Annotated in this window: 19 protein-coding genes; 8 read left to right on the top strand and 11 right to left on the bottom strand. The window is 70.5% G+C overall.

What is annotated here, in order from left to right; genetic code table 11:
- Positions 1 to 14: 14 nt before the first annotated feature.
- Positions 15 to 1181, bottom strand: a complete 1167-nt coding sequence (locus ABC766_RS19940) for a hypothetical protein (protein ID WP_345819317.1) — start codon at positions 1179 to 1181, stop codon at positions 15 to 17.
- 369 nt (positions 1182 to 1550) lie between these two features.
- Between ABC766_RS19940 and ABC766_RS19935 the strand changes: the two genes are divergently transcribed.
- The 3 genes from ABC766_RS19935 to der all read left to right on the top strand — a co-directional run bounded on the left by ABC766_RS19935 (position 1551) and on the right by der (position 4348).
- Positions 1551 to 2159, top strand: coding sequence for an NnrU family protein (locus ABC766_RS19935; RefSeq protein ID WP_345819316.1), 609 nt, complete (start codon positions 1551 to 1553; stop codon positions 2157 to 2159).
- Between the two features lie 93 nt (positions 2160 to 2252).
- Positions 2253 to 2963 carry a tetratricopeptide repeat protein gene (locus tag ABC766_RS19930; protein ID WP_043357771.1) on the top strand — a complete coding sequence of 237 codons (711 nt, stop codon included), beginning with the start codon at positions 2253 to 2255 and terminating at the stop codon, positions 2961 to 2963.
- 29 nt (positions 2964 to 2992) lie between these two features.
- Positions 2993 to 4348, top strand: a complete 1356-nt coding sequence (gene der, locus ABC766_RS19925) for a ribosome biogenesis GTPase Der (protein ID WP_043357773.1) — start codon at positions 2993 to 2995, stop codon at positions 4346 to 4348.
- Between the two features lie 85 nt (positions 4349 to 4433).
- Here der and ABC766_RS19920 read toward each other — a convergent pair whose 3' ends face one another.
- The 6 genes from ABC766_RS19920 to ABC766_RS19895 all read right to left on the bottom strand — a co-directional run bounded on the left by ABC766_RS19920 (position 4434) and on the right by ABC766_RS19895 (position 9897).
- On the bottom strand, positions 4434 to 5552 hold the full coding sequence (locus tag ABC766_RS19920) for a carboxylate-amine ligase (RefSeq protein ID WP_345819313.1): 1119 nt from the start codon (positions 5550 to 5552) through the stop codon (positions 4434 to 4436).
- Positions 5553 to 5613: 61 nt separating this feature from the next.
- Entirely contained in the window at positions 5614 to 6024 is a 411-nt protein-coding gene (locus ABC766_RS19915) for a dihydrofolate reductase (protein WP_043385327.1), read from the bottom strand.
- 196 nt (positions 6025 to 6220) lie between these two features.
- A complete protein-coding gene (locus tag ABC766_RS19910; protein ID WP_043385275.1) occupies positions 6221 to 6970 on the bottom strand; it encodes an SDR family NAD(P)-dependent oxidoreductase in 750 nt (249 codons plus the stop codon).
- Positions 6971 to 7035: 65 nt separating this feature from the next.
- Complete coding sequence (purF, locus tag ABC766_RS19905; protein WP_043357788.1) at positions 7036 to 8511, bottom strand: amidophosphoribosyltransferase; 1476 nt, start codon at positions 8509 to 8511, stop codon at positions 7036 to 7038.
- Between the two features lie 131 nt (positions 8512 to 8642).
- Positions 8643 to 9251, bottom strand: a complete 609-nt coding sequence (locus ABC766_RS19900; RefSeq protein WP_043357783.1) for a CvpA family protein — start codon at positions 9249 to 9251, stop codon at positions 8643 to 8645.
- A 268-nt stretch (positions 9252 to 9519) separates the two neighbouring features.
- A complete protein-coding gene (locus ABC766_RS19895) occupies positions 9520 to 9897 on the bottom strand; it encodes a DUF6968 family protein (RefSeq protein WP_345819312.1) in 378 nt (125 codons plus the stop codon).
- A gap of 653 nt (positions 9898 to 10550) precedes the next feature.
- Between ABC766_RS19895 and alr the strand changes: the two genes are divergently transcribed.
- Both alr and radA read left to right on the top strand, forming a co-directional pair.
- Positions 10551 to 11639 carry an alanine racemase gene (alr, locus tag ABC766_RS19890; protein ID WP_345819311.1) on the top strand — a complete coding sequence of 363 codons (1089 nt, stop codon included), beginning with the start codon at positions 10551 to 10553 and terminating at the stop codon, positions 11637 to 11639.
- 46 nt (positions 11640 to 11685) lie between these two features.
- Complete coding sequence (radA, locus tag ABC766_RS19885) at positions 11686 to 13122, top strand: DNA repair protein RadA (RefSeq protein WP_043385270.1); 1437 nt, start codon at positions 11686 to 11688, stop codon at positions 13120 to 13122.
- A gap of 110 nt (positions 13123 to 13232) precedes the next feature.
- Here the strand turns inward: radA and moaA are convergent, their stop codons facing one another.
- Positions 13233 to 14285, bottom strand: coding sequence for a GTP 3',8-cyclase MoaA (gene moaA, locus ABC766_RS19880; protein WP_345819310.1), 1053 nt, complete (start codon positions 14283 to 14285; stop codon positions 13233 to 13235).
- An 81-nt stretch (positions 14286 to 14366) separates the two neighbouring features.
- Between moaA and ABC766_RS19875 the strand changes: the two genes are divergently transcribed.
- A complete protein-coding gene (locus ABC766_RS19875) occupies positions 14367 to 14789 on the top strand; it encodes a gamma-butyrobetaine hydroxylase-like domain-containing protein (RefSeq protein WP_043357798.1) in 423 nt (140 codons plus the stop codon).
- Between the two features lie 206 nt (positions 14790 to 14995).
- Positions 14996 to 15322: a cupin domain-containing protein gene (locus ABC766_RS19870; protein WP_274926731.1), complete on the top strand. Its 327-nt coding sequence runs from the start codon at positions 14996 to 14998 to the stop codon at positions 15320 to 15322.
- A 52-nt stretch (positions 15323 to 15374) separates the two neighbouring features.
- On the opposite strand, the gene ABC766_RS19865 is transcribed toward ABC766_RS19870, so the two are convergent.
- Positions 15375 to 16040 carry a L,D-transpeptidase gene (locus ABC766_RS19865; RefSeq protein WP_043385259.1) on the bottom strand — a complete coding sequence of 222 codons (666 nt, stop codon included), beginning with the start codon at positions 16038 to 16040 and terminating at the stop codon, positions 15375 to 15377.
- 411 nt (positions 16041 to 16451) lie between these two features.
- The gene (gene mdoH, locus ABC766_RS19860; RefSeq protein WP_345819309.1) at positions 16452 to 18380 is read right to left on the bottom strand and encodes a glucans biosynthesis glucosyltransferase MdoH; all 1929 of its coding nucleotides are present in this window, start codon (positions 18378 to 18380) and stop codon (positions 16452 to 16454) included.
- Positions 18381 to 18651: 271 nt separating this feature from the next.
- Here mdoH and ABC766_RS19855 point away from each other — a divergent pair, with 271 nt between their 5' ends.
- Positions 18652 to 20166 carry a glucan biosynthesis protein gene (locus tag ABC766_RS19855; RefSeq protein WP_345819308.1) on the top strand — a complete coding sequence of 505 codons (1515 nt, stop codon included), beginning with the start codon at positions 18652 to 18654 and terminating at the stop codon, positions 20164 to 20166.
- Positions 20167 to 20265: 99 nt separating this feature from the next.
- Here the strand turns inward: ABC766_RS19855 and ABC766_RS19850 are convergent, their stop codons facing one another.
- Entirely contained in the window at positions 20266 to 20466 is a 201-nt protein-coding gene (locus tag ABC766_RS19850) for a hypothetical protein (protein WP_345819307.1), read from the bottom strand.
- Positions 20467 to 20475 lie beyond the last annotated feature (9 nt).

Genomic DNA, 20475 nt, shown 5'->3' with positions numbered 1-20475 from the left:
CCGGTCAAGCGCGATCAGGGCCAGACGTGGATCGCCACCGGGCGGCGCAGCAGGTCCCGGTCGGAGGTGATCGTGCAGCCCTCCGTGCGCAGGCGCGCATAAGTGAGCAGCGCCCGGTCTCCGACATCGTCGAAATTGCGGCCCCGCGCGTCCGGATCGAGCAGCGACGGATAGGCGATGAGCGGCGCCGTGGCCGCGCACGGGTCGTCGTAGAGGGTTGCGCCCGCGAGGAGCAGGCGCGGGCTGTCCCAGGTGATCAGGTCGCGGGAGGTGGTCCAGTAGAAGCCGGATTGCGGGTAACCCTCGGCCGCCTTGGCCATGAACACGGCGATCCAGGCGCCCGAGCCGCGGTGCCGGACGACGGCCCCGACCGGGCCCGGGAACGGCCCGACCGGCCGGCAGGTCGCCGTGTTCGGGCGGGCGGCGCGGTAGGGATCCGGGAAGGCGGCGGTGAAACCGGTGCCGGTCCAGGCGCGCCAGCGGGTCGGATCGGCCGGATCGTCGCTGCGGAACAGGCAGATCCCGGATTCCTGGTCGCTGCCGGGCCGGGTCCAGCCGGTGGTCGAGGCGAGGAAGTACCGCCATCTCCCGTCCGCAACGATGTTCGACGGATTGAAGAAGCCGCGGTGGTGGCCCTGGTCGCTCTCCTGCCGGAACGGGGCTCCGGCGACCACCACGGGCGGACTCTGCCGCTTGAAGCTGCGGCCGCCATCCGTCGAGGCGGCGGCCGTGATCGTGTTGTACCAGCAGGCCATGTAGGTGGCCGCCGGACAGCGGCCTGGATGCTCGTTGGCCTGGTATTCGTGGTGGAGGAGTGCAGCCACGCGGGCGCCGTCCTCGGTCCAGGTGGCGGTGATCCAGGAGCGGTCGTCGTAGGCCGCAGGATCGGATTTCTCGCCCGAATCGAGCACCACCGTGCAGTCGAGCTTGAGCTGGCCGAGATCCGGGCCGCGCAGCGCCCGGTTGCGGTAATGCATCCCGTAGAGCGCCACCGCGCCCGCTGCGTCGCGGAAGGCGCGGGCCGGCGCGTCGGGGACGTCGGCGCCGTCGCAGGCGTCGCGGCCGGCCTTGAAGATCTCCGTCGGCGGCCCGACCAGGGTCAGGGCCGAGAGCGGGGGATCGGCGGAGGCGGGGGTTGCGAAGGGGATCAGGACCAGCAGCGCCACGCGGCCAAGGCGCACCGCCCTCCCGCCCCCCTCTGCGGGGGAGGGTTTTCTGCGAAGCAGGCGGGGAGCGCGGCGGCGCAACGGTGCGGGCTTCAGCGCAGGTGGCGGTCCCTCCGGAAACGGGGCTCCCCTCGCCCGACCCGGGCTGACGGCCGTGCCGCCCTCCCCCGCAGAGGAGGGAGAGAGACTGCGCGGCGCCGGCTGCTCAAACCCGCGCGATCGCAGCGTGGCACCGCCGCTTCGCATCCTGGACACCCGATCCGCCCAGCCCATGGTCGCCATCCGGCTGCGTCCCGGCCGCGCCTGGACAAACAGGCGGAGATTCGCTTGAGAACCATTACAGAGTGCTTGCCGCCGGCCGTGCGGCCCGACTGAAAGTCTCCCATGGTTCTCCTGATCCTCGGGCTGGTGCTGTTTCTCGGCACGCATGCCTTCTCGATGGCCCGCACCCGGCGCGCCGCGATCGTCGACCGGATCGGCGAGGGCCGCTACAAGCTCGGCTACATCGCCCTGTCGCTGCTCGGGCTGGTGCTGATCGGCATCGGCTTCCACGATTACCGGCTCGCCGGCTTCATCCCGGTCTGGGATCCGCCGGTCTGGACGCGCCACCTCGCCCTGACGCTGGTCTGGCTCGCCTTCGTGTGCCTCGCCGCCGCCTACCTGCCGGGCCATATCCGCGCCAAGGCCAAGCACCCGATGCTGCTCGCCATGAAGATCTGGGCCACCGCGCATCTTCTGGCCAACGGCGATCTCGGCTCGATGCTGCTGTTCGGCGGCTTCCTCGCCTGGGCGGTGGCGGCGCGGATCAGCGCCAAGCGCCGGGCTCTCGCCCCGGGGGCGGTCGCGGCTCAGCATGGCGGGCCGGCGGTGGCCCCGCAGGGCTGGCGCAACGACATCCTGGCTCTGGTGATCGGGACGGCCGCGTGGTTCGTTTTCGCACGCTATTTGCACTATCCGGTGATCGGCGTGCCGGTCTGGCCGGGCACCGCCTGAGACACTGCCTGTCGCCAACCCCGCGCCCGTGTGTTAGGCGCGGGGCCCGAACGAGACGAGGTGGTCCGCTGAAATCATGCGGGCCGGGATAGAATGGCCGAGAACAACGAGTTCCTTCGCGAGGTCGACGAGGATTACCGCCGCGATCGGATCCTTCAGATCTGGAAGCGCTACAGCGGCGTGATCATCGCGCTCGCCGTGCTCGTGGTGGCGGGCGTCGCGGGCTGGCGCTACTGGCAGGCCCAGCAGCGCGCGGCGGCCGAGGTGGCCTCGGTGCAGTTCGACGACGCCAACCGCCTCGCCAAGGACGGCAAGGTCGCGGAGGCCGACAAGGCCTTCGACGCCCTGGAGGCGCAGGGCCCGGCGGGCTACCGCCTGCTCGCCCGGTTCCGGGCGGCGGCCGAGACCGGCAAGCGCGACGCCGCGGCAGGCGCCGCGGAGTTCGACAAGCTCGCCGACGATACCGGCCTGGGCGACGGCCTGCGCGACCTCGCGCGCCTGCGCGCGGCCCTGCTGCGCCTCGACGGGCCGAACCCGGATCCGGCGCTGGCCAACCTCCAGGGCCTGGCCGCCGGCACCCCGTTCCGCCACACCGCCCGGGAGATGCTGGGCCTCGCCGCCTTGAAGAAGGGCGATTACGAGGAGGCCGGACGCTGGTTCGACCAGATCGTGGCCGATCCTGATACCCCGCGGAACCTGCGGGATCGGATCGAGGTCTACGCGGCGATCGTCGCGGGCGGCCCCGTGACGGTGACCGAGGCCAAGCCCGAGCCCGCTGCCCCGCCCCCGCCGATCACGCGCTGATTTCTGTTCGGACTGTTTCGAGAACCACCATGGATATGCCGACCGTCGCGATCGTCGGGAGGCCGAACGTCGGCAAGTCGACCCTGTTCAACCGCCTCGTGGGCAAGAAGCTCGCGCTGGTCGACGACCGCCCGGGCGTCACCCGCGACCGGCGCGAGGGCGACGTCACCTTCGGCGGCCTCCAGTTCCGGGTGATCGACACCGCCGGCCTGGAGGAGGCCGACGCCGCGACCCTCACGGGCCGGATGCGGATGCAGACCGAGGCGGCGATCCTCGCCGCCGACGTGGTGCTGTTCGTGATCGACGCCCGCGCCGGCGTGCTGCCGGCCGACCAGCCCTTCGCCGAACTGGTGCGCCGGGCCGGCTGCCCGGTGATCCTGATCGCCAACAAGGCCGAGGGCGGGGCCGGCCTCGCCGGGGCCTACGAGGCCTTCACCCTCGGGCTCGGCGACCCGATCCCGTTCTCCGCCGAGCATGGCGAGGGCCTGGGCGAGCTGCACGAGGCGCTCAAGGGCGCCCTGCCCCAGCGCGACGAGGACGAGGACGAGGAGGACGACGCGGACGCCCCTGGCGGCCGGTCTCTCAAGGTCGCCATTGTCGGTCGCCCGAATGCCGGCAAGTCGACGCTGATCAACCGCATGCTCGGCGAGGACCGGCTGCTCGTCGGCCCCGAGGCCGGCATCACCCGCGACTCGATCTCCCTCGATTGGGAATGGCGCGGGCGGCGGATCAAGCTGCACGACACCGCCGGGATGCGCCGCCGCGCCCGGATCGACGACAAGCTGGAGAAACTCGCGGTCTCGGACGGGTTGCGCGCCGTGCGCTTCGCCGAGGTGGTGGTGGTGCTCCTCGATGCCACGATCCCCTTCGAGAAGCAGGATCTCACCATCGTCGACCTCGTCGAGAGCGAGGGCCGCGCCCTGGTGATCGGCCTCAACAAGTGGGACCTCGTGGCCGACCAGCCGGGCCTGCTGAAGCAGCTGCGCGAGGATTGCACCCGGCTGCTGCCACAGGTGCGCGGCGTCGCGGTCGTGCCGCTCTCGGGGCTGGCCGGCGACGGCGTCGACAAGCTGATGCAGGCGGTGGTGCAGGCCTCCGAGGTCTGGGACCGGCGGATCTCGACCTCGCGCATCAACGACTGGCTGAACGAGGCGACGTCCCGCAACCCGCCGCCGGCGGTGTCGGGCCGGCGGATCAAGATCCGCTACGCCACGCAGGTGAAGAGCCGGCCGCCGCATTTCGCGCTGTTCGGCAACCAGCTCAACGCCCTGCCGAAATCCTACACGCGCTACCTCGTGAACGGCCTGCGCGAGGCCTTCGACCTGCCGGGCACGCCGATCCGCCTGAGCTTGCGGACCTCGCAGAACCCGTTCGACAAGGGCTGACCCAGCCGCGGCCGGGCGGGGGTCCCCGTCGAGGCCTGCGCTGCGTTCCCGCACCTCAGGATGCGGCGGGCGGACGGGGCCCGCTCTACCGCGCCGCGTCGGCGATCCAGTCCACCGCCGCCGCCAGCGCGGCGCGCTCGTCCTTCCCCTCGGCCAGCGCGGCCTCGAAAGCCGCGATCTGCCCGTCCGCGCTGGTCCCCTCGGCCACGATCGACCGGGCCCGGGCCACGTCCGCTGCGCAGCCGAGGGCGTCCCCATCCTCGGCCACGAGGGCGAGCACCGCCTCCAGCGCCTCCGGGAACGGCACGGCGTCGCCCCGCGCCTCGTTGATCAGCGCCGCGGCCACGCCGCTGTGCTGGGCGCGCCAGAGGTTCTCGGAGGCCAGCGCCCGCGAGACGCCGTCGAGATCGGCATGGAGGTCCGGCCGGCGCACGCACAGGCGCACGAGGCAGCGGAACAGGGCGGCGACGCAGAGCGAATCGTCGAGCCGCGTGCAGGCATCGGCGATGCGCAATTCCAGCGTCGGGAACTTGATCGAGGGGCGCAGCGACCACCACAGGAAGCTCGCATCGGCGATGGCGCCCGCGCGGGTCATGATGGCGACGAACCGCGCATGGGCGGCGGCATCGGAAAAAAGCTCCGGCAGGCCGGTGCGGGGCAGCTCGCCGAAGACGCTGAGCCGGTACGCCTTGAGCCCCGTCGCCTCGCCCTGCCAGAACGGCGACGAGGCCGAGAGGGCGAGCAGCAGCGGCTGGAACGGCAGCAGCCGGTTCATGAGATCGATGCGGGCCTCCGGGTCCGGCACCTCGACATGGACATGCATCCCGCAGATCAGGGCCCGCCGGGCGGCGATGCCGACATCCGACAGGATGCCCTTGTAGCGTTCGCCGTCCGTGGCGGTCTGGCGCGACCAGCGCGCGAGGGGATGCGTGCCGCAGGCGAGGAGCGCCAGCCCATTCTCCGCGGCAATGCCGGCGAGCCGGGCCCGCTGGCCGCCGAGATTCGCCCGGGCGGCGCTCGCGTCGGTGAGCGGCGGGGTGCAGACCTCGACCTGTGCGGCGACCAATTCGCGTCCCGTCTCGGGGAGTTCCGCCTTCACCCGCGCGTGGAAGGCGGCGAGGTCGCCGCGCGGTGTCCCACGGGTCTCGGCATCGGCCAGGAAGTATTCCTCCTCGATGCCGAAGCGGTAGCTGTGGGCGCTCATGGTGGCCTCCGGAAACGCGACGCGTGCGCGGCCAACGCGCCGGCTCACGGGAAGGTGCCGTTCAGGCCGCGCGCAGCGGTCCGCCCACCAGCCAGGCGGGATCGAACCAGCGGTCGGCCTCGCCGTCGTAGGGCAGGCGGGTGATGTCCCAGTTCTGGATGTACTTGGCGTAGACGTTCCACACCGCGATCCCGCCGCCGACGAAGATCCGCCGGCCGGGATAGCGCTTGAGCACCGCCTCCGGATCCTCGTGGCTGCGGATCACGTCGATGGTGCGGTCCTTGAAGGCGAATTCGGGCACCGAGGCCACCGTCTTCGGCCCGGCGATCAGGACATGGCCCATGGTCAGCGCGAAGAAACGCGTCACGTCCTCCACGAACAGCGGATCGGTGTTGCCCTCCCAGGGCAGCTGGCCGTTGAGGCCGAGCTGGCCGCGCAGGCCGATCGCACAGATGCAGCGGACGTCGATCATGGGAAGCAACTCAGACAGGAAGATCAGGCCTGCCCCATCCACCCCCTCATCCTGAGGTGCCCGCGCGAGCGGGCCTCGAAGGCGAGGTCCAGGGATCGCGCGACCTTTGGACCCCGCCTTCGAGGCCTCCGCTGCGCTCCGGGACCTCAGGATGAGGGAGGCGGTGGGGTGCGTGTTCGAATAACAGGGTACCGGCTCATTCAGGTGCGCGGAAACTCAGCACCCGGTCGGTGGGGAAATCGTAGAGCTTGCCGGTCTCGGCCCAGTCCGGCGCGGCGAGCCGCACGAAATGGGGGGCGAGGTCCTCGGGCGTCTTGAGGGTCTCGGGGTCCTCCCCGGGCATGGCCGAGCGGCGCATGCCGGTCCGCAGGGGTCCGGGATTGAGCAGCATGGCCCGGATCGCCGTGCTCTCGTTCTCGGCCGCGTAAGTCCGCACCAGGGCCTCCAGCGCCGCCTTCGACACCGAGTAGGGGCCCCAATAGGGCCGGCACTTCGAAGCCGCCCCCGAGGAAACGAAGATCGCCCGCCCGGCATCCGACATGCGCAGCAGCGGGTCGAGGGAGCGGATCAAGCGCCAGTTGGCGGTGACGTTCACGTCCATCACCTGCCCCCAGATCTTCGGGGTGATGTGGCCGATGGGCATAAGCGCGCCGAGGATGCCGGCATTGGCGATCAGGATGTCGAGGCGCTTCCAGCGCTCGTTGATCGCCGCGCCGAGGCGGTCGATCGCGTCGTAATCGGCGAGGTCGAACGGCACGAGGGTGGCGCTGGAGCCGGCCGCCCGCACGGCGTCGTCCAGCTCTTCCAGGGCGCCGACGGTGCGCGCCACCGCAATCACGTGGGCGCCGGCGCCGGCGAGCGCCAGGGCGGCAGCGCGCCCGATGCCGCGGGACGCGCCGGTGACGACCGCGACGCGGCCTTCCAGGGGTTTCTGAGACTCAGCCATGGGGAGGACCTAGCGCATTTCCGCCCGCGGGGGATGCCCGTCCGCGCACGGAATCCGCAGATCCGTCAATCCGCCTCGGCCAGCATGGCGAAGCGCTTCGGGCCGGCGATGGAGAGGTCCGTGAGGCCGGTCGGGTAGTCGCCCGTGAAGCAATGGTCGGTGTATTGCGGGCAGGCGGCGTTCCGGGCCTCCTCGCCCATCGCCCGGTAGAGGCCGGGGATCGACAGGAAGGCGAGCGAATCCGCGCCGATATACTTGCGCATCGCCTCGAGATCGTGGGTCGCGGCGAGCAGCTTCTCCCGCTCGGGCGTGTCGATCCCGTAGAAATCCGGGTAGGTGATCGGCGGCGAGGCGATCCGGAAATGCACCTCGGCGGCCCCGGCCTCGCGCATCATCCGGACGATCTTCACCGAGGTCGTGCCGCGCACGAGGCTGTCGTCCACGAGGACGATGCTCTTGCCCTCGATCGCCGCGCGGTTGGCCGAGTGCTTCATCCGCACGCCGAGTTCGCGCACCGACTGGGTCGGCTGGATGAAGGTCCGCCCGACATAATGGTTGCGGATGATCCCCATCTCGAAGGGAATCCCGGTCTCCTGCGAGAAGCCAAGCGCCGCCGGGACGCCGGAATCCGGTACCGGCACGACGATGTCGGCCGTGACGGCGGCTTCGCGGGCCAGTTCCCGGCCGATCGCCTTGCGCACCCCGTAGACGCTCTTGCCGTTCACCACCGAGTCCGGCCGGGCGAAGTAGATGTATTCGAAGATGCAGGGCCGCATCGGCACGGCGTCGGCGAAGCGGATCGACTCGATCCCCTCCTCGGAGATCACCACGATCTCGCCGTTCTCGATGTCGCGGACGAACCGGGCGCCGATGATGTCCAGTGCGCAGGTCTCGGAGGCCAGCATGTAGCGGCCGTCCAGCTCGCCCAGCACCAGCGGGCGGATGCCCAGCGGGTCGCGGGCACCGATCAACTTCTTGTTGGTGAGCGCCACGATCGCGTAGGCGCCCTGGATCGCCTGCAGGGCGTCGATGAAGCGCTCGATGATCCGCGGCTTCCGGGAGCGGGCCGCGAGGTGGAGGATCACCTCGGTGTCGGAGGTCGACTGGGTGATCGCACCGTCGCGGACGAGGTCGCGTCGGATCGACAGAGCGTTGGTGAGATTGCCGTTATGGGCGACGGCCAGCCCGCCGCTGGCGAGCTCCGCGAAGAGCGGCTGGACGTTGCGCAGGATCGTCCCGCCGGTGGTCGAGTAGCGCACGTGCCCGATGGCGGCGCGGCCCTTCAGGCGGGCGATAGTGTCGCCGTCCGAGAAGGAATCGCCCACGAGGCCGGGGCGCCGCTCGGAGTGGAACACCGAGCCGTCGAAGGAGACGATGCCGGCCGCCTCCTGGCCGCGGTGCTGAAGGGCGTGCAGCCCCAGCGCGACGATGGCCGAGGCCTCCGGATGGCCGAAGATGCCGAAGACGCCGCACTCCTCCCGGAGCGTGTCGCCATCGAGATCGAAATTGAAAGCGTCGGTGGAGGCGGCGGCGTGTGACATGAGGCGGTCGATCACTCACAGATCCCGGCGGCGAAGGGCCGACGCGCCGGTCGTCGCGGAAGCAATCCGTGCACCACCGGAACCGCTATCTAGGCGTTCCGCACGACGAGTCCTACGGCGAATACCGCAGATCAGCGTCGCGTCGGGGTCGGCGCGGTCTCGGTCCGGCGCTGGGGCGCCGCGTCGGTCTCGGCCGGGGCGTCGGCCGCCTCATTGGGCGGCGTGGCGACCTTCGGCTTCTTGAACTGCTTGAGGAAGCCTTCCGGATTCTCGGGCAGCTGCGCCACGAGGGCGTCGCCGGACTTCTCCAGCATCGGGCGCGTGCGGGCCTGGGCGGCCCAGTCCGGCACCTTGCCCTGGACCAGCCAGGACAGGAACACCCAGCCGATCACGCAGATCAGGAAGCCGCGGGCCGCGCCGAACAGGAAGCCGAGGGAACGGTCGACGGCGCCGATCCGCGAATCGAGCACCACGTCGGAAATCTTGACCGTGATGATCGACACGATGATCAGGGTGCCGAGGAAGATCGCCGCGATCGAGGCGACCAGCGCGACGGTATCGCTGTTCACGTGCTGCTTCACGGTGGGCAGCAGCATCGGATGGAGCGTCCAGGCGACCGCGGCGGCGGCAACCCAGGCGACGATCGCCAGCACCTCGCGGGTGACGCCACGCACGGCCGCGAGCAGCGCGGAAACCGCGACGATGCCGAGCACGGCGAGATCCAGGACGGTAAACGGCATCGTTGAGCTTTTTGGTACCCGAGGGGATGGCGCGTCGGCCGTGCGGCTCCCCCGGACCGCGGTGGATTTATACCAAGGCCGACCTCGGCCGTCACCCTGGGGGCGGAGGCCGAGTCGCCCCTGTGCCACGAATGCATCAATTGCCCCGAACGCCTCAGCGATTGTGCAACTTTGGAATGCCGCCTGCGACGAGGACCCTTACAGACAACTTCGTCTGGGTCGATCTTTCAAGCGCATACTGGGATGAGGCGAGCATAAGCGCCCATCATCAGCCCTCGAAGGCCTTGTCCGCCCCGACGAGCATATCACGACCGTTCTTGGGGACTGGAAAGCCATACCCATCCCCGAATTTTTCCCACCTTAAATCGCCGGATAGATGATAGGGGCTGACATAGAGTTCCATACCTATCTTCTGAAGCGCCAAACAAAGAGCCTGGACAGCGTCAACGCCCGCAGCAAAGCTTTCTCGTTTTTGGGTTGGCCAATCAATTTTATATCGGCAGATCCATGTCCCGTCCACCAACTCCGGCGCATAGATTGAGACGTCAATCTGCCTTTCGCCCAACGAAGATCTCGACATCAGATTTCTGGCTGCGATTATCATATTTTTATCCTCAGAAATTAAGCGGCGGGATTGGATGGCCACGCTCGCATGCGACCAATCTGACCATTGCCTGAGCGTAGCAGGCCCGCAGGTCGGTAAATTTACAAACAATTAAGTCACGGCGATATTGCTCATCGCAGTCCTCTTGGGAAGCAGCAAGCGCGAACAGTGGGTCTTCTTGACCATCTTCTTTCCGCCGCACCGAGGATGGCTCAGGCGGATTTCCATCTGTCCACCGCCCGGCACCCGCTTGTCCAGCAGGAAGGCGAGGCTGATTCGGATTATATTCCTTAAGCAAAAACTCGCGCTTGATAGTGGCCGCCCTCAGTTTAATCAGACATATTTTACCTTCATGCTATCGATTGCAGACCTGGTTTTTAGATCATTTTGCATAATTCGCCGTCCCAAAAGCGAACTGATCATACATGATAAAAATCCTAATATCGAGTGATTTTATCTTCGTCAGCAGCCCCGGAGATTACCGATAATAAACCGTCACAAATCTTTTGAGAAAGCACAGTGTAGAGTTATTATAAGTACCATCATCGATACATAGATGAAAACATTCAAGTTATATAGGACTTATTGTCTTCTAAATGCCGACACACCCCCTCCCGGGTCCATACTCATTTTCCAGCCGAGCGATGCGTCTTGCATGTCGGCAGGGGGCCAATTGGATGGTAGGCGTGCTCGCAATGAGTGAGTCAGAAACGATTGACTGCGTTCACGGCGCCCGGCTCACGATCGACCTCGGGGCGATCGTGGCCAACTGGCGGATCCTGGCGGCCCGCGGCGCGGGCGCCGACTGCGCCGCCGTGGTGAAGGCCAACGCCTACGGCTGCGGCATCGGTCGCGTCGGGCCGGCCCTGTGGGCCGCCGGCTGCCGGACCTTCTTCGTCGCCCATCTGTCAGAGGGGGTCGCGGCCCGTGCCGCCCTGCCCGAGGCGGCGATCTACATCCTGAACGGTCTGCCACCGGGCGCCGCCGAAGCCTTCGCGGCGCACGAGCTGCGCCCGGTGCTGGGCAGCATCGCGGAGTTGTCGGACTGGGCGGCGCTCTCGTCCGGCCGCCTGCCGGCGGCACTCCACGTCGATACCGGCATGAACCGTCTGGGCCTGCCCGTGCCGGAGGCGCTCGATCTCGCGGGCGATAGGCGGATCACCGCGGCCGGGATCGACCTGCTCCTCAGCCACTTCGTCAGCGCCGAGAAGCCGGAGGATCCGGTCAACGCCCGGCAGATCGCCGATTTCGCCCGCGTCCGGGCGGCGTATCCGCAGCTCCGGGCCTCGCTGGCGAACTCGTCGGGCGTCTTCCTCGACGGGGCCCGGTACGATCTCCTGCGGCCGGGCTACGCCCTGTTCGGCGGCAACCCGATTCCGGGGGGCGCCAACCCGATGCGCCCGGTGGTGCGGCTGGAGGCGCGGATCGCACAGGTACGCGACGTCGCAGTCGGAGCGACCGCGGGCTATAACGGCCGCTGGACCGCGCCCCGGCCGAGCCGGCTCGCGACGCTCTCCCTCGGCTACGCCGACGGGTTCCCGCGGGCGATCAGCGGGCGCGGGCAGGCGCTGGTCGGCGGCGTGCCCTGCCCGATCCTCGGCCTCGTCTCGATGGATCTCATCATCCTCGACGTCACTGCGGCGCCCGCCGCGACGCGCGGCGCAACCGCGGTGCTGATCGGCGACAGCCTCGACATCGACGCGGTCGGGCGCTCTGCCGGCACGATCGGCTACGAGATCCTGACCGGGCTGGGTTCTCGTTATGTTCGAGATTATGTAGGCTGACGCACCTCCCCGCTGATCCGCCGGACCGACGGCGCCCCGGATTCGAATGGCCAAGATCCATCAGACCTTCGTCTGCCAGTCCTGCGGGGCGGTCTACAACCGCTGGCGCGGGCGCTGCGAGGCCTGCAACGGCTGGAACACGATCGTCGAGGAGGCGCCTTCGGCTCCCGGGCAATCCGGGCCGGCGGCGACCCGGCCGTCGCGCAACCGCGGCCGGGTCTTCCCGCTGGAGGGGCTGACCGGCGAGGCCAAGGAGGCGCCGCGCATCCCCTCGGGGATCGGCGAGCTCGACCGGGTCACCGGTGGCGGCTTCGTGCGCGGCTCGGTGATCCTGCTCGGCGGCGATCCCGGCATCGGCAAGTCGACCCTGCTGATGCAGGCCTCCGCCGCCATGGCGGGGACGGGCGAGCGGGTCGCCTACATCTCGGGCGAGGAGGCGGTGGGACAGGTGCGCCTGCGGGCGGAGCGTCTGGGGCTCAGCGCGCTTCCCGTGCAGCTCGCCGCCGAGACCAATGTCGAGGACATCGTCGAGACCCTGAGCCAGGGCCGGCCGCCGGCCCTGGCGATCATCGACTCGATCCAGACCATGTGGACCGAGACGGTGGAATCGGCCCCCGGCACGGTGACCCAGGTGCGCTCCTCGGCCCAGGCGCTGATCCGCTTCGCCAAGACCACCGGCACGGCGGTGATCCTGGTCGGCCACGTCACCAAGGACGGGCAGATCGCCGGCCCCCGGGTGGTGGAGCACATGGTCGACGCGGTCGCGTCCTTCGAGGGCGACCAGGGCCACCATTTCCGGATCCTGCGCGCCGTGAAGAACCGGTTCGGGCCCACCGACGAGATCGGCGTGTTCGAGATGACCGATGCGGGCCTCAGCGAGGTGCCGAATCCCTCGGCCCTGTTCCTGGCGGGCCGGGACCATCAGGCGGCCGGCACCGCGGTCTTCGCAGGGATGGAAGGCACCCGGCCGCTGCTGGTGGAGATCCAGGCGCTGGTGGCGCCATCGTCACTCGGCATGCCCCGGCGCGCCGTGGTCGGCTGGGACCCGAACCGGCTGTCGATGGTGCTCGCCGTGCTGGAGGCCCATGGCGGCATCCGGCTCGGGAGCCACGACGTCTACCTGAACGTGGCGGGGGGCCTGCGCATCACCGAGCCCGCGGCGGATCTGGCGGTGGCGGCCGCCCTGGTCTCCTCCCTGTCGGGGGCGGTGCTGCCGCCGGAGACCGTGTATTTCGGCGAGATCGGCCTGTCGGGGGCGATCCGGCCGGTCGCCCAGGCCGGATCCCGGCTCAAGGAGGCCCAGAAGCTCGGCTTCGCCAAGGCCTTGATCCCGCAGGGCCGGGGCGAGGGCGAGAAGGCGCTGTCGGTGGAGACGCTGCGCCACATCGCCGATCTGGTGGCGGGGATCAGCGCGGGGGCGCCGCGGAAGGGCTCCGGGCAGCGCGGGCGGCAACAGGCACGCTACGCCGACGAGGAAATGTGAGGTCGTCGAACGACAGCCTGCGCCGGCAGGCTCCACACCGTTCGAGGGACGAGCGCGGATTCCCTGTCCCACACGGGAGAGGGCGCGCGTGGCGCCGGGGTTGGTCTCTGTCAGCCGCCCGTCACGCTCATGTGCCGCGGCACGGCGGCCGGGCGCTGGCGCTCGATGACGAAGTCGTGGCCCTTGGGCTTGCGGGTGATCGCCTCGACTACGGCCGTGGCCAGCACCGCGTCGTCCTGGGAGGCGCGCAGCACCGCCCGCAGATCGGCCGAATCCTCCTGACCGAGGCACATGTAGAGCTGGCCGGTGCAGGTCAGGCGCACCCGGTTGCAGCTCTCGCAGAAATTATGGGTCAGCGGCGTGATGAAGCCGAGCTTCCCGCCGGTCTCCTCGACGCGCACGTAACGCGCCGGGCCGCCGGTGCGGTCGGGCAGCGGCGTGAGGGTGTAACGGGTCTCCAGGCGCTGCCGGGCCACCGACAGGGGGAGGAACTGGTCGGTCCGGTCCGCCTCGATCTCGCCGAGCGGCATGACCTCGATCAGCGTCATGTCCATGCCGAGGCCGTGCGCCCAGGCGATCATGTCGGGGATCTCGTCGGCGTTGACGTCGCGGAGCGCCACCGCGTTGATCTTGACCTTCATCCCGGCGGCCCGCGCCGCCGCGATGCCGTCGAGCACCACCGCGAGATCGCCCCGGCGGGTGATCTCCCGAAACTTGTCGGGGTCGAGGGTGTCCAGCGAGACGTTGATCCGGCGCACGCCGAGGCTCGCCAGCTCGTCCGCGTAGCGCGTGAGCTGCGTGCCGTTGGTGGTCAGCGTCAGCTCCTCCAGCGCGCCGGAATCGAGGTGGCGCGAGAGGCGGCGGAACAGGTGCATGATATCGCGCCGCACCAGCGGCTCGCCGCCGGTGATCCGGAGCTTGCGGACGCCCCGGGCGATGAACACGCCGCAGAGCCGGTCCAGCTCCTCCAGGGTCAGCAGATCGCGCTTGGGCAGGAACTGCATGTGCTCGGACATGCAGTAGGCGCAGCGCAGATCGCAGCGATCCGTCACCGAGATGCGCAGATACGAAATCGCCCGCTGGAACGGGTCGATCAGCGGGGCGGGCCCGGCGGGCACGCCGACCGCGGACGTCTGCGGCGTCAGGGAGCTGTCATCGAGCATCGTCCGGCATATGATGTCCCGGACGGTCGCGGGCAAGCAGGTCCCGCGCCGCAGCCCCAGATTGCGTGAGGAGTGTGACCCGTGAGCGAGGATCTGTGGCCGACCGAGATCCGCCTGTCGGCCGATCGGCGGGTGCTCAACGTCGCCTTCGAGGACGGGGCGCGCTTCGCCCTGCCGGCCGAGTACCTGCGCGTGTCGAGCCCCTCGGCCGAGGTGCAGGGCCACTCGCCGCTGGAGCGCAAGGTGATCGGCGGCAAGCGGTCCGTGGCGATCCTGGCGGTGGAGCCGATCGGCAACTACGCGGTGAAGCTCGGCTTCGACGACATGCACGACACCGGCATCTACGGCTGGGGCTACCTCCACACCCTCGGCCGCGAGTACGAGACGCGCTGGACAACCTATCTCGGCGAACTCGCCGAGCGCGGCCTCGACCGCGACACGGCGCGGCAGGCTTCGGTCAAGTCCGGCGGGGGCTGCGGCTCGGGTTCGTGCGGGTGCCATTGAGGGCCGCGGCGGACGCTGCTCGCCGCACCGGTTCCGGCGCGGGATGCCGCGACGACCGGCCGCCGCGGCTCGGCGGCTGAAGCCGCGCCACCCTGGGGCGTCGCGCCACGTGTGCGAGGACGGCGTGGGTCACTGCGCCGCCCGGGAGGCCGAAGCCTTGCATCGTCATGACGGCACACCCACCGACCGCTTCCCTTGGAGCCGCCATGGCCTTCGCCTGCACCATCCCAGCCGTCCCGACCGTCCAGCAGGACGACGCCACCGTGCGCATCACCCGCTGGGACTTCCCGCCGGGCGCCGTGACCGGCTGGCACGAGCACGGCTGGCCCTACTTCGTGGTGATGCTGATGGATGGGATCCTGCGCGTCCACGACGGCACGGCGGTCAGCGAGACGGCGCTCGCGGCCGGCCAATCCTACATGCGCCCAGCCGGCATCCGGCACGACGTGATGAACGGCTCGAACCACCCGATCGCCTTCGTGGAGATCGAGGTGAAGCGCCCGGACGCGCTGGTGACCCTGCCGGGCGCCTGAACGCGAAAGGGCCGACCTGTGACGGCCGGCCCCTCCCAAAGGTCCGAACGCCTCAGCGCTGGACGATGACCTTCGTGCCGACCTTGGCGCGGGTGTAGAGGTCCGTCACGTCGTCGTTGGTCATGCGGATGCAGCCCGACGAGACGGCGGTGCCGATGGTCTCCGGCTCATTGGAGCCGTGGATCCGGTAGATCGAGCCGCCGAGATACATGGCGCGGGCGCCCAGCGGGTTCTCGAGGCCGCCCTTCATGTAGCGCGGCAGGTCGGGCCGGCGCTTCAGCATGGTCGACGGCGGGCGCCAATCCGGCCACTCGCGCTTCATCGTGATGGTCTGCACGCCACCCCAGGTGAAGCCCGGCCGGCCGACGCCCACGCCGTAGCGCAGGGCCTGACCGCCGCCCAGCACGTAGTAGAGCCGCCGCTCGGCGGTGGAGACGACGATCGTGCCGGCGCCGTAGGGGCCGTTATAGGCCACCGTCTCGCGCGGGATCGCCGACATCTGCGGGACCGCGGCGTCGGCGTTCAGCGGGTCGGCGGGGTTGAGCGAGGCGTTCGCCACCGGCACCGCAACCGTCTCGACGGCCTGCGGGCGCACGCGCACGGTGAGCGCGTCGTTCAGGGGCTGGCGGGTCAGCGGGTCGATCTCGTAGGCCAGAACCGGCGCGGCGGAGGCGGCCACGCCGAAAAGCCCGATCAGGGCGGGGAGAAAACGACGCATCAAAGCCTCTCGGGGCAGGCGCGGACTATGGCGGGAACGCGGCGAATACCGGGGCACGATGCCGTGCCGATCCTCGCCAAGGGGTAAACGCTCGCGCCTCGAATCCAAGCCTGAAACCGCCCCGCCCGGGCGGTTCCGCCCGCCCGTGACTCGATGGCAACACTGTGGCAGCTTGGCCGTAGCCCCGGGATGAATGCCGACGGTCCCGGCGTCCGGTGCCTTCGCCCCGCCGGCGAAGGCCTGCTCGCATCCCGTCTCCGGTCGATGGCGCCGGCACCACCGTCCTTGCGCGCAGAGAGAAGCAATCTCGTGCGCGTGCCAGGTCCTGCTGTCCCACGCTCCTGGGGCGCTTCGCGGCGCGCGACGACGGCGAGGGCCGGCTCGAACGACGGCCCGCGACCGGCGCCCGGATCAGGCCTCGTCGGCGGCGAGCCAGATGGCCGGCTCGCGGGGGACCGTCCGGAGCGGAGCCGGTGCGGAGGGCAGGCCGCGGAGCTGGGCGAGTTCGGCGAGCTCCGGCGCCTGCGCGGTGTCGTCGGCGTTCAGGAACAGGCCGCGCGCCCGGGCGGCGCGGCCGAGATCGGCCCGGCTCGTCCAGACGCTCTGGGCCGGGCTCGTGAGGAGCGCCAGGGCCAGCGGCGCCATCCAGAGGGCGAGCCACGCGTTCCCGACGAGGAGCAGCGCGAAGACCATCAGCGCGCCGACCACCACGGCGTCCGCCTGGAGCCGGAAGGCCTCCGCCCAGGACAGTTGCCGATCGTCGCGATCCTGCGTCTCCCAGCGCACCACCCGGCCGAAGAAGGTCGAGACCACGGCCCCGGCGGTGAACAGGGTCAGGACCGGCCACAGGAACACCCACGCCGCCTGCTCCAGGGCGGCGCTCGCGAGCAGCGCCCGGGTGCCGCCGAAGGCCGCCCGGCGCTCCGGCGATGCCAGGACATGGACGAGGCTGAGGAGCTTCGGCAGGGCCAGGATTGCGAGGCTGAGGGCGGCCAGAGCGTGGGCGGCCGCGCCCTGCCCGGTCAGCCCGTAGGCCAGGAGGCCGAGATCGCCGGTCCGGGCGGCCTGCCACGCGGCGAGGCCGAGGAAGGCGATCCAGAGCGGCAGCATCCCGTAGGAGAGGATCCCGACCAGGAGATGCCAGCGGCTCGCCGCGTGCAGGCCCGCCCAGGGCAGTACGCGCAGGTGCTGGAGATTGCCCTGGCACCAGCGGCGCTCGCGGCCGAGCAGGTCGATGAGGTTGGTGGGCATCTCCTCCCAGGTGCCGCCCATCTCGGGCAGGAGCCGCACCTCCCAACCGGCGCGGACCATCAGCGCGCCCTCGACGATGTCGTGGCACAGGATCTCGCCGCCCAGCGGCTCCCGGCCCGGGAGCTTCGGGAGCTGCGCATTCTCCGCGAAGGCCTCGATCCGCAGGATCGCGTTGTGGCCCCAGTAGCTGCCCTCCGGCCCCTGCCAGGTCTCCAGGCAGCGCAAGGCCAGCGGCGCGTAGAGGCGGACGGCGAATTGCTGGATGCGGGCGAAGAGCGTGTCGCGACCGGCCGCGTAGGAGACGGTCTGGATCAGGCCGGTGCGGGGGCTCGCCTGCATCAGCCCGACGAGCCGGGTCATGGCCGCGCCGGTCATCAGGCTGTCGGCGTCCAGCACGATCATGAAGGCGTATTCGGCACCGTAGCTGCGGCAGAACTCGCCGATGTTGCCGGCCTTGCGGCCGAGATTCTCCGTCCGGCGCCGGTAGCGGATCCGCGGCAGGGCCGGATCCTGTGCCGCCCAGGCCTGGATGCGCGCGAATTCGTGCTCCTCCACGGCGGCGATCGCCCCGTCCCGCGTGTCGGAGAGGACGAAGATGTCGATGCCCTGCGCGTCGGTACGGGCCAGCGAGCGGGCCATCACCCGCAGGCGGGCGAACACCGCGACCGCGTCCTCGGCGTGGATCGCCACCACGGCGGCGGTGCGTCCGGTCCCGGCCGGCCCGGCACCCGCCGCTTCGGAGCGGCGCTCCAGCGCGGATTTCGCCCGGTCGCCCAGGAGGGAAGCGACGAACCCGTAGACGTACTGGCAGGCGACGAAGGCCTGCCAGCCCATCACGAGGCCGAACAGAACCAGGACCGCCCAGGCAAGCGGGCTGACGCCCGCCGGATAGGCGAGCGCGGCGAGCCACACGAGACCGCCGGCGGTGCCGAGGCTCGGGACGGCCAGGGCCAGGCGCCGGGCGCGCAGGGCGCCGCGGCGCGCGCCGGTCCAGACCTCGTGACAGGATGCGGCGTCCGACGGATCGGGTATGGCGGGATCCGCGTTCCGGTGCGACCGCTCGGCGGAGGAGGTGACGCGTGAGGACATGGCGCGAGGAACTCGACCGTGGAAGGCTGCCGGCCGCCCGGCCGTCGGAGGCCGGGAACCGATGACCGTGGATACCGATGTGCGGGGTGAGGACACGGAGCCGACCCGGCAGCACAGACCGCCGGAAGCCGAACGGATCAATCCCCCCTCCCGACGCCGCGTTCTTCGAACAGCTCTGGCCGCGGCTGCCGGCACGGTTCTACCTAGCGCGGCTGATCTGAATGGGTCCAGAACGTGGGCCGGGCCGGCGCTTCCGCCGCAGGGGGGCGCGATGACCTTCGAAACCCTGTCGGCGGAGGCGGCGCGCCTCGCCGCGGCCCCCTATGCCGCCCCGCCCGAGGATCTTCCGCCGGCGCTCGCCGCCCTGGACTACGACGGCTACCGCGCCATCACCTTCCGTCCGGCCGAGAGCCTGCACCTCGGCGACCATTTCAGCGCCCAGCTGTTCCACCGCGGCTTCCTGCAGCGCAAGCGCGTGGCGCTCTACCTCCAGCCGCGGCGCGGGCCGGCGCGCCCGATCCCCTACGAGACCCGCCTGTTCGATCTGGGCCGGCGGCTCGCCGGCCAGAGCTTCGCGCCGGATCTCGGCTTCGCGGGCTTCCGCCTGCACTACGCCTTCCCGGACATGCCGGCGTGGCGGCCGAAGGGCTTCCAGGAAGAGTTTCTCGTCTTCCTGGGGGCCTCCTATTTCCGCCTGCGCGCGGCCCATCAGGAATACGGGCTCTCAGCCCGGGGGCTCGCCATCGGCACGGGCGCGCCGGAGGGCGAGGAATTTCCCGACTTCGTCGCCCACTGGATCTGTGAACCGGAGCCGGAAGCCCGCACCCTGACGGTGCTCTCGCTGCTCGACAGCCCGAGCGTGGCCGGCGCCTTCCGGTTCGCCATCAGCCCCGGAAACCCGGCGCGGATCGCCGTCACCGCGGCGCTCCATCCACGCCGGTCGATCGCGAAGCTCGGGCTGGCCCCCCTCACCAGCATGTTCCTGCACGGGCAGAACGGGCCCGGGGCGCGGGGGGCCCAGCCGTTCGACGACTTCCGGCCGCAGGTCCACGATTCCGACGGCCTCTGCGTCGCGGCCGGGGCCGACCCGGCGCGGATCGACCGGATCTGGCGGCCCCTGGTCAACGGGCGCAAGCAGCCGCAGATCTCCGCCTTCGCGGCCCGGCCGCTCGCCGGCTTCGGGCTGCTGCAGCGGGAGCGGACCTTCGCGGCCTATCTCGACGTCGAGGCGCGTCACGAGGCGCGGCCGGGCCTGTGGGTGGCCCCGGATCCCGCCGGGGGCGCCTTCGCGAACGGCGCCGTGCAGCTCTTCGAGATCCCGTCGGGCGAAGAGTACATGGACAACATCGTGGCGGCCTTCGTGCCCGCGGCGCCGGCGCAGCCCGGCGCGCCGCTGCATCTCGCCTACGGCCTGACCACGGTGGGGGCGGAGCCCGTGCCGGCGATCCCGGACGCCGCCCTCGCCCGGGTGACCTCGACGCGATTCGGCTCCGCGGAACGCCTGCGCCCCATCACCCCGCCGAGCCCGCAGCGGCGGCTCTGCGTGATCGATTTCGAGGGTCCGGGCCTGCCGAAATCTGCCGACGAGGCGGTCACCGCCGAGATCTCGGCCAGTGCCGGCACGATGCACGAGCCGGTGGCCAACTTCGTGCCGCAGACCGGCGGCTGGCGGATCTATGTCGAGTGGCGCCCGCCGGAACCGATGCCGGCGGGCGACGTCGTGCTGCGCGCCCGGCTGGTCCGCGGGACGACGCCCCTCAGCGAGACCTGGGACGCCGCCCTGTAACCCCGTGATCGCGCGCGACGCGAAGCGACCCGGGGCAGCGCGACGTCGGGTCTCGCCGCTCCGACCGGGGCGCGGCGCGACGGTTCGGGCGGCGAACGCTCAGGCGGTCCGGCGCTCCTGCTCCAGGCGGCGGGCCAGGCGGGTGGCGCCGTAGACCTCGCTCAGGCGGCGACGGGCGGCGGAGACCGGCGGGGCCTGCCGCTCGACATGGGCTGCGGCGATGACGCGCAGGGCGGCGGCGACCGAACGCTCCAGGCGACGCTCGGCCTGAGCGGCCACGTCGTGATGATTGTCCAGCATTGATGATCC

It is taken from the genome of Methylobacterium fujisawaense (genome assembly GCF_039619325.1).
Classification (GTDB): domain Bacteria; phylum Pseudomonadota; class Alphaproteobacteria; order Rhizobiales; family Beijerinckiaceae; genus Methylobacterium; species Methylobacterium fujisawaense.
The sequence above is the reverse complement of the archived record's forward strand: the minus strand, read 5'-3'. Positions and strand labels throughout refer to the sequence as shown.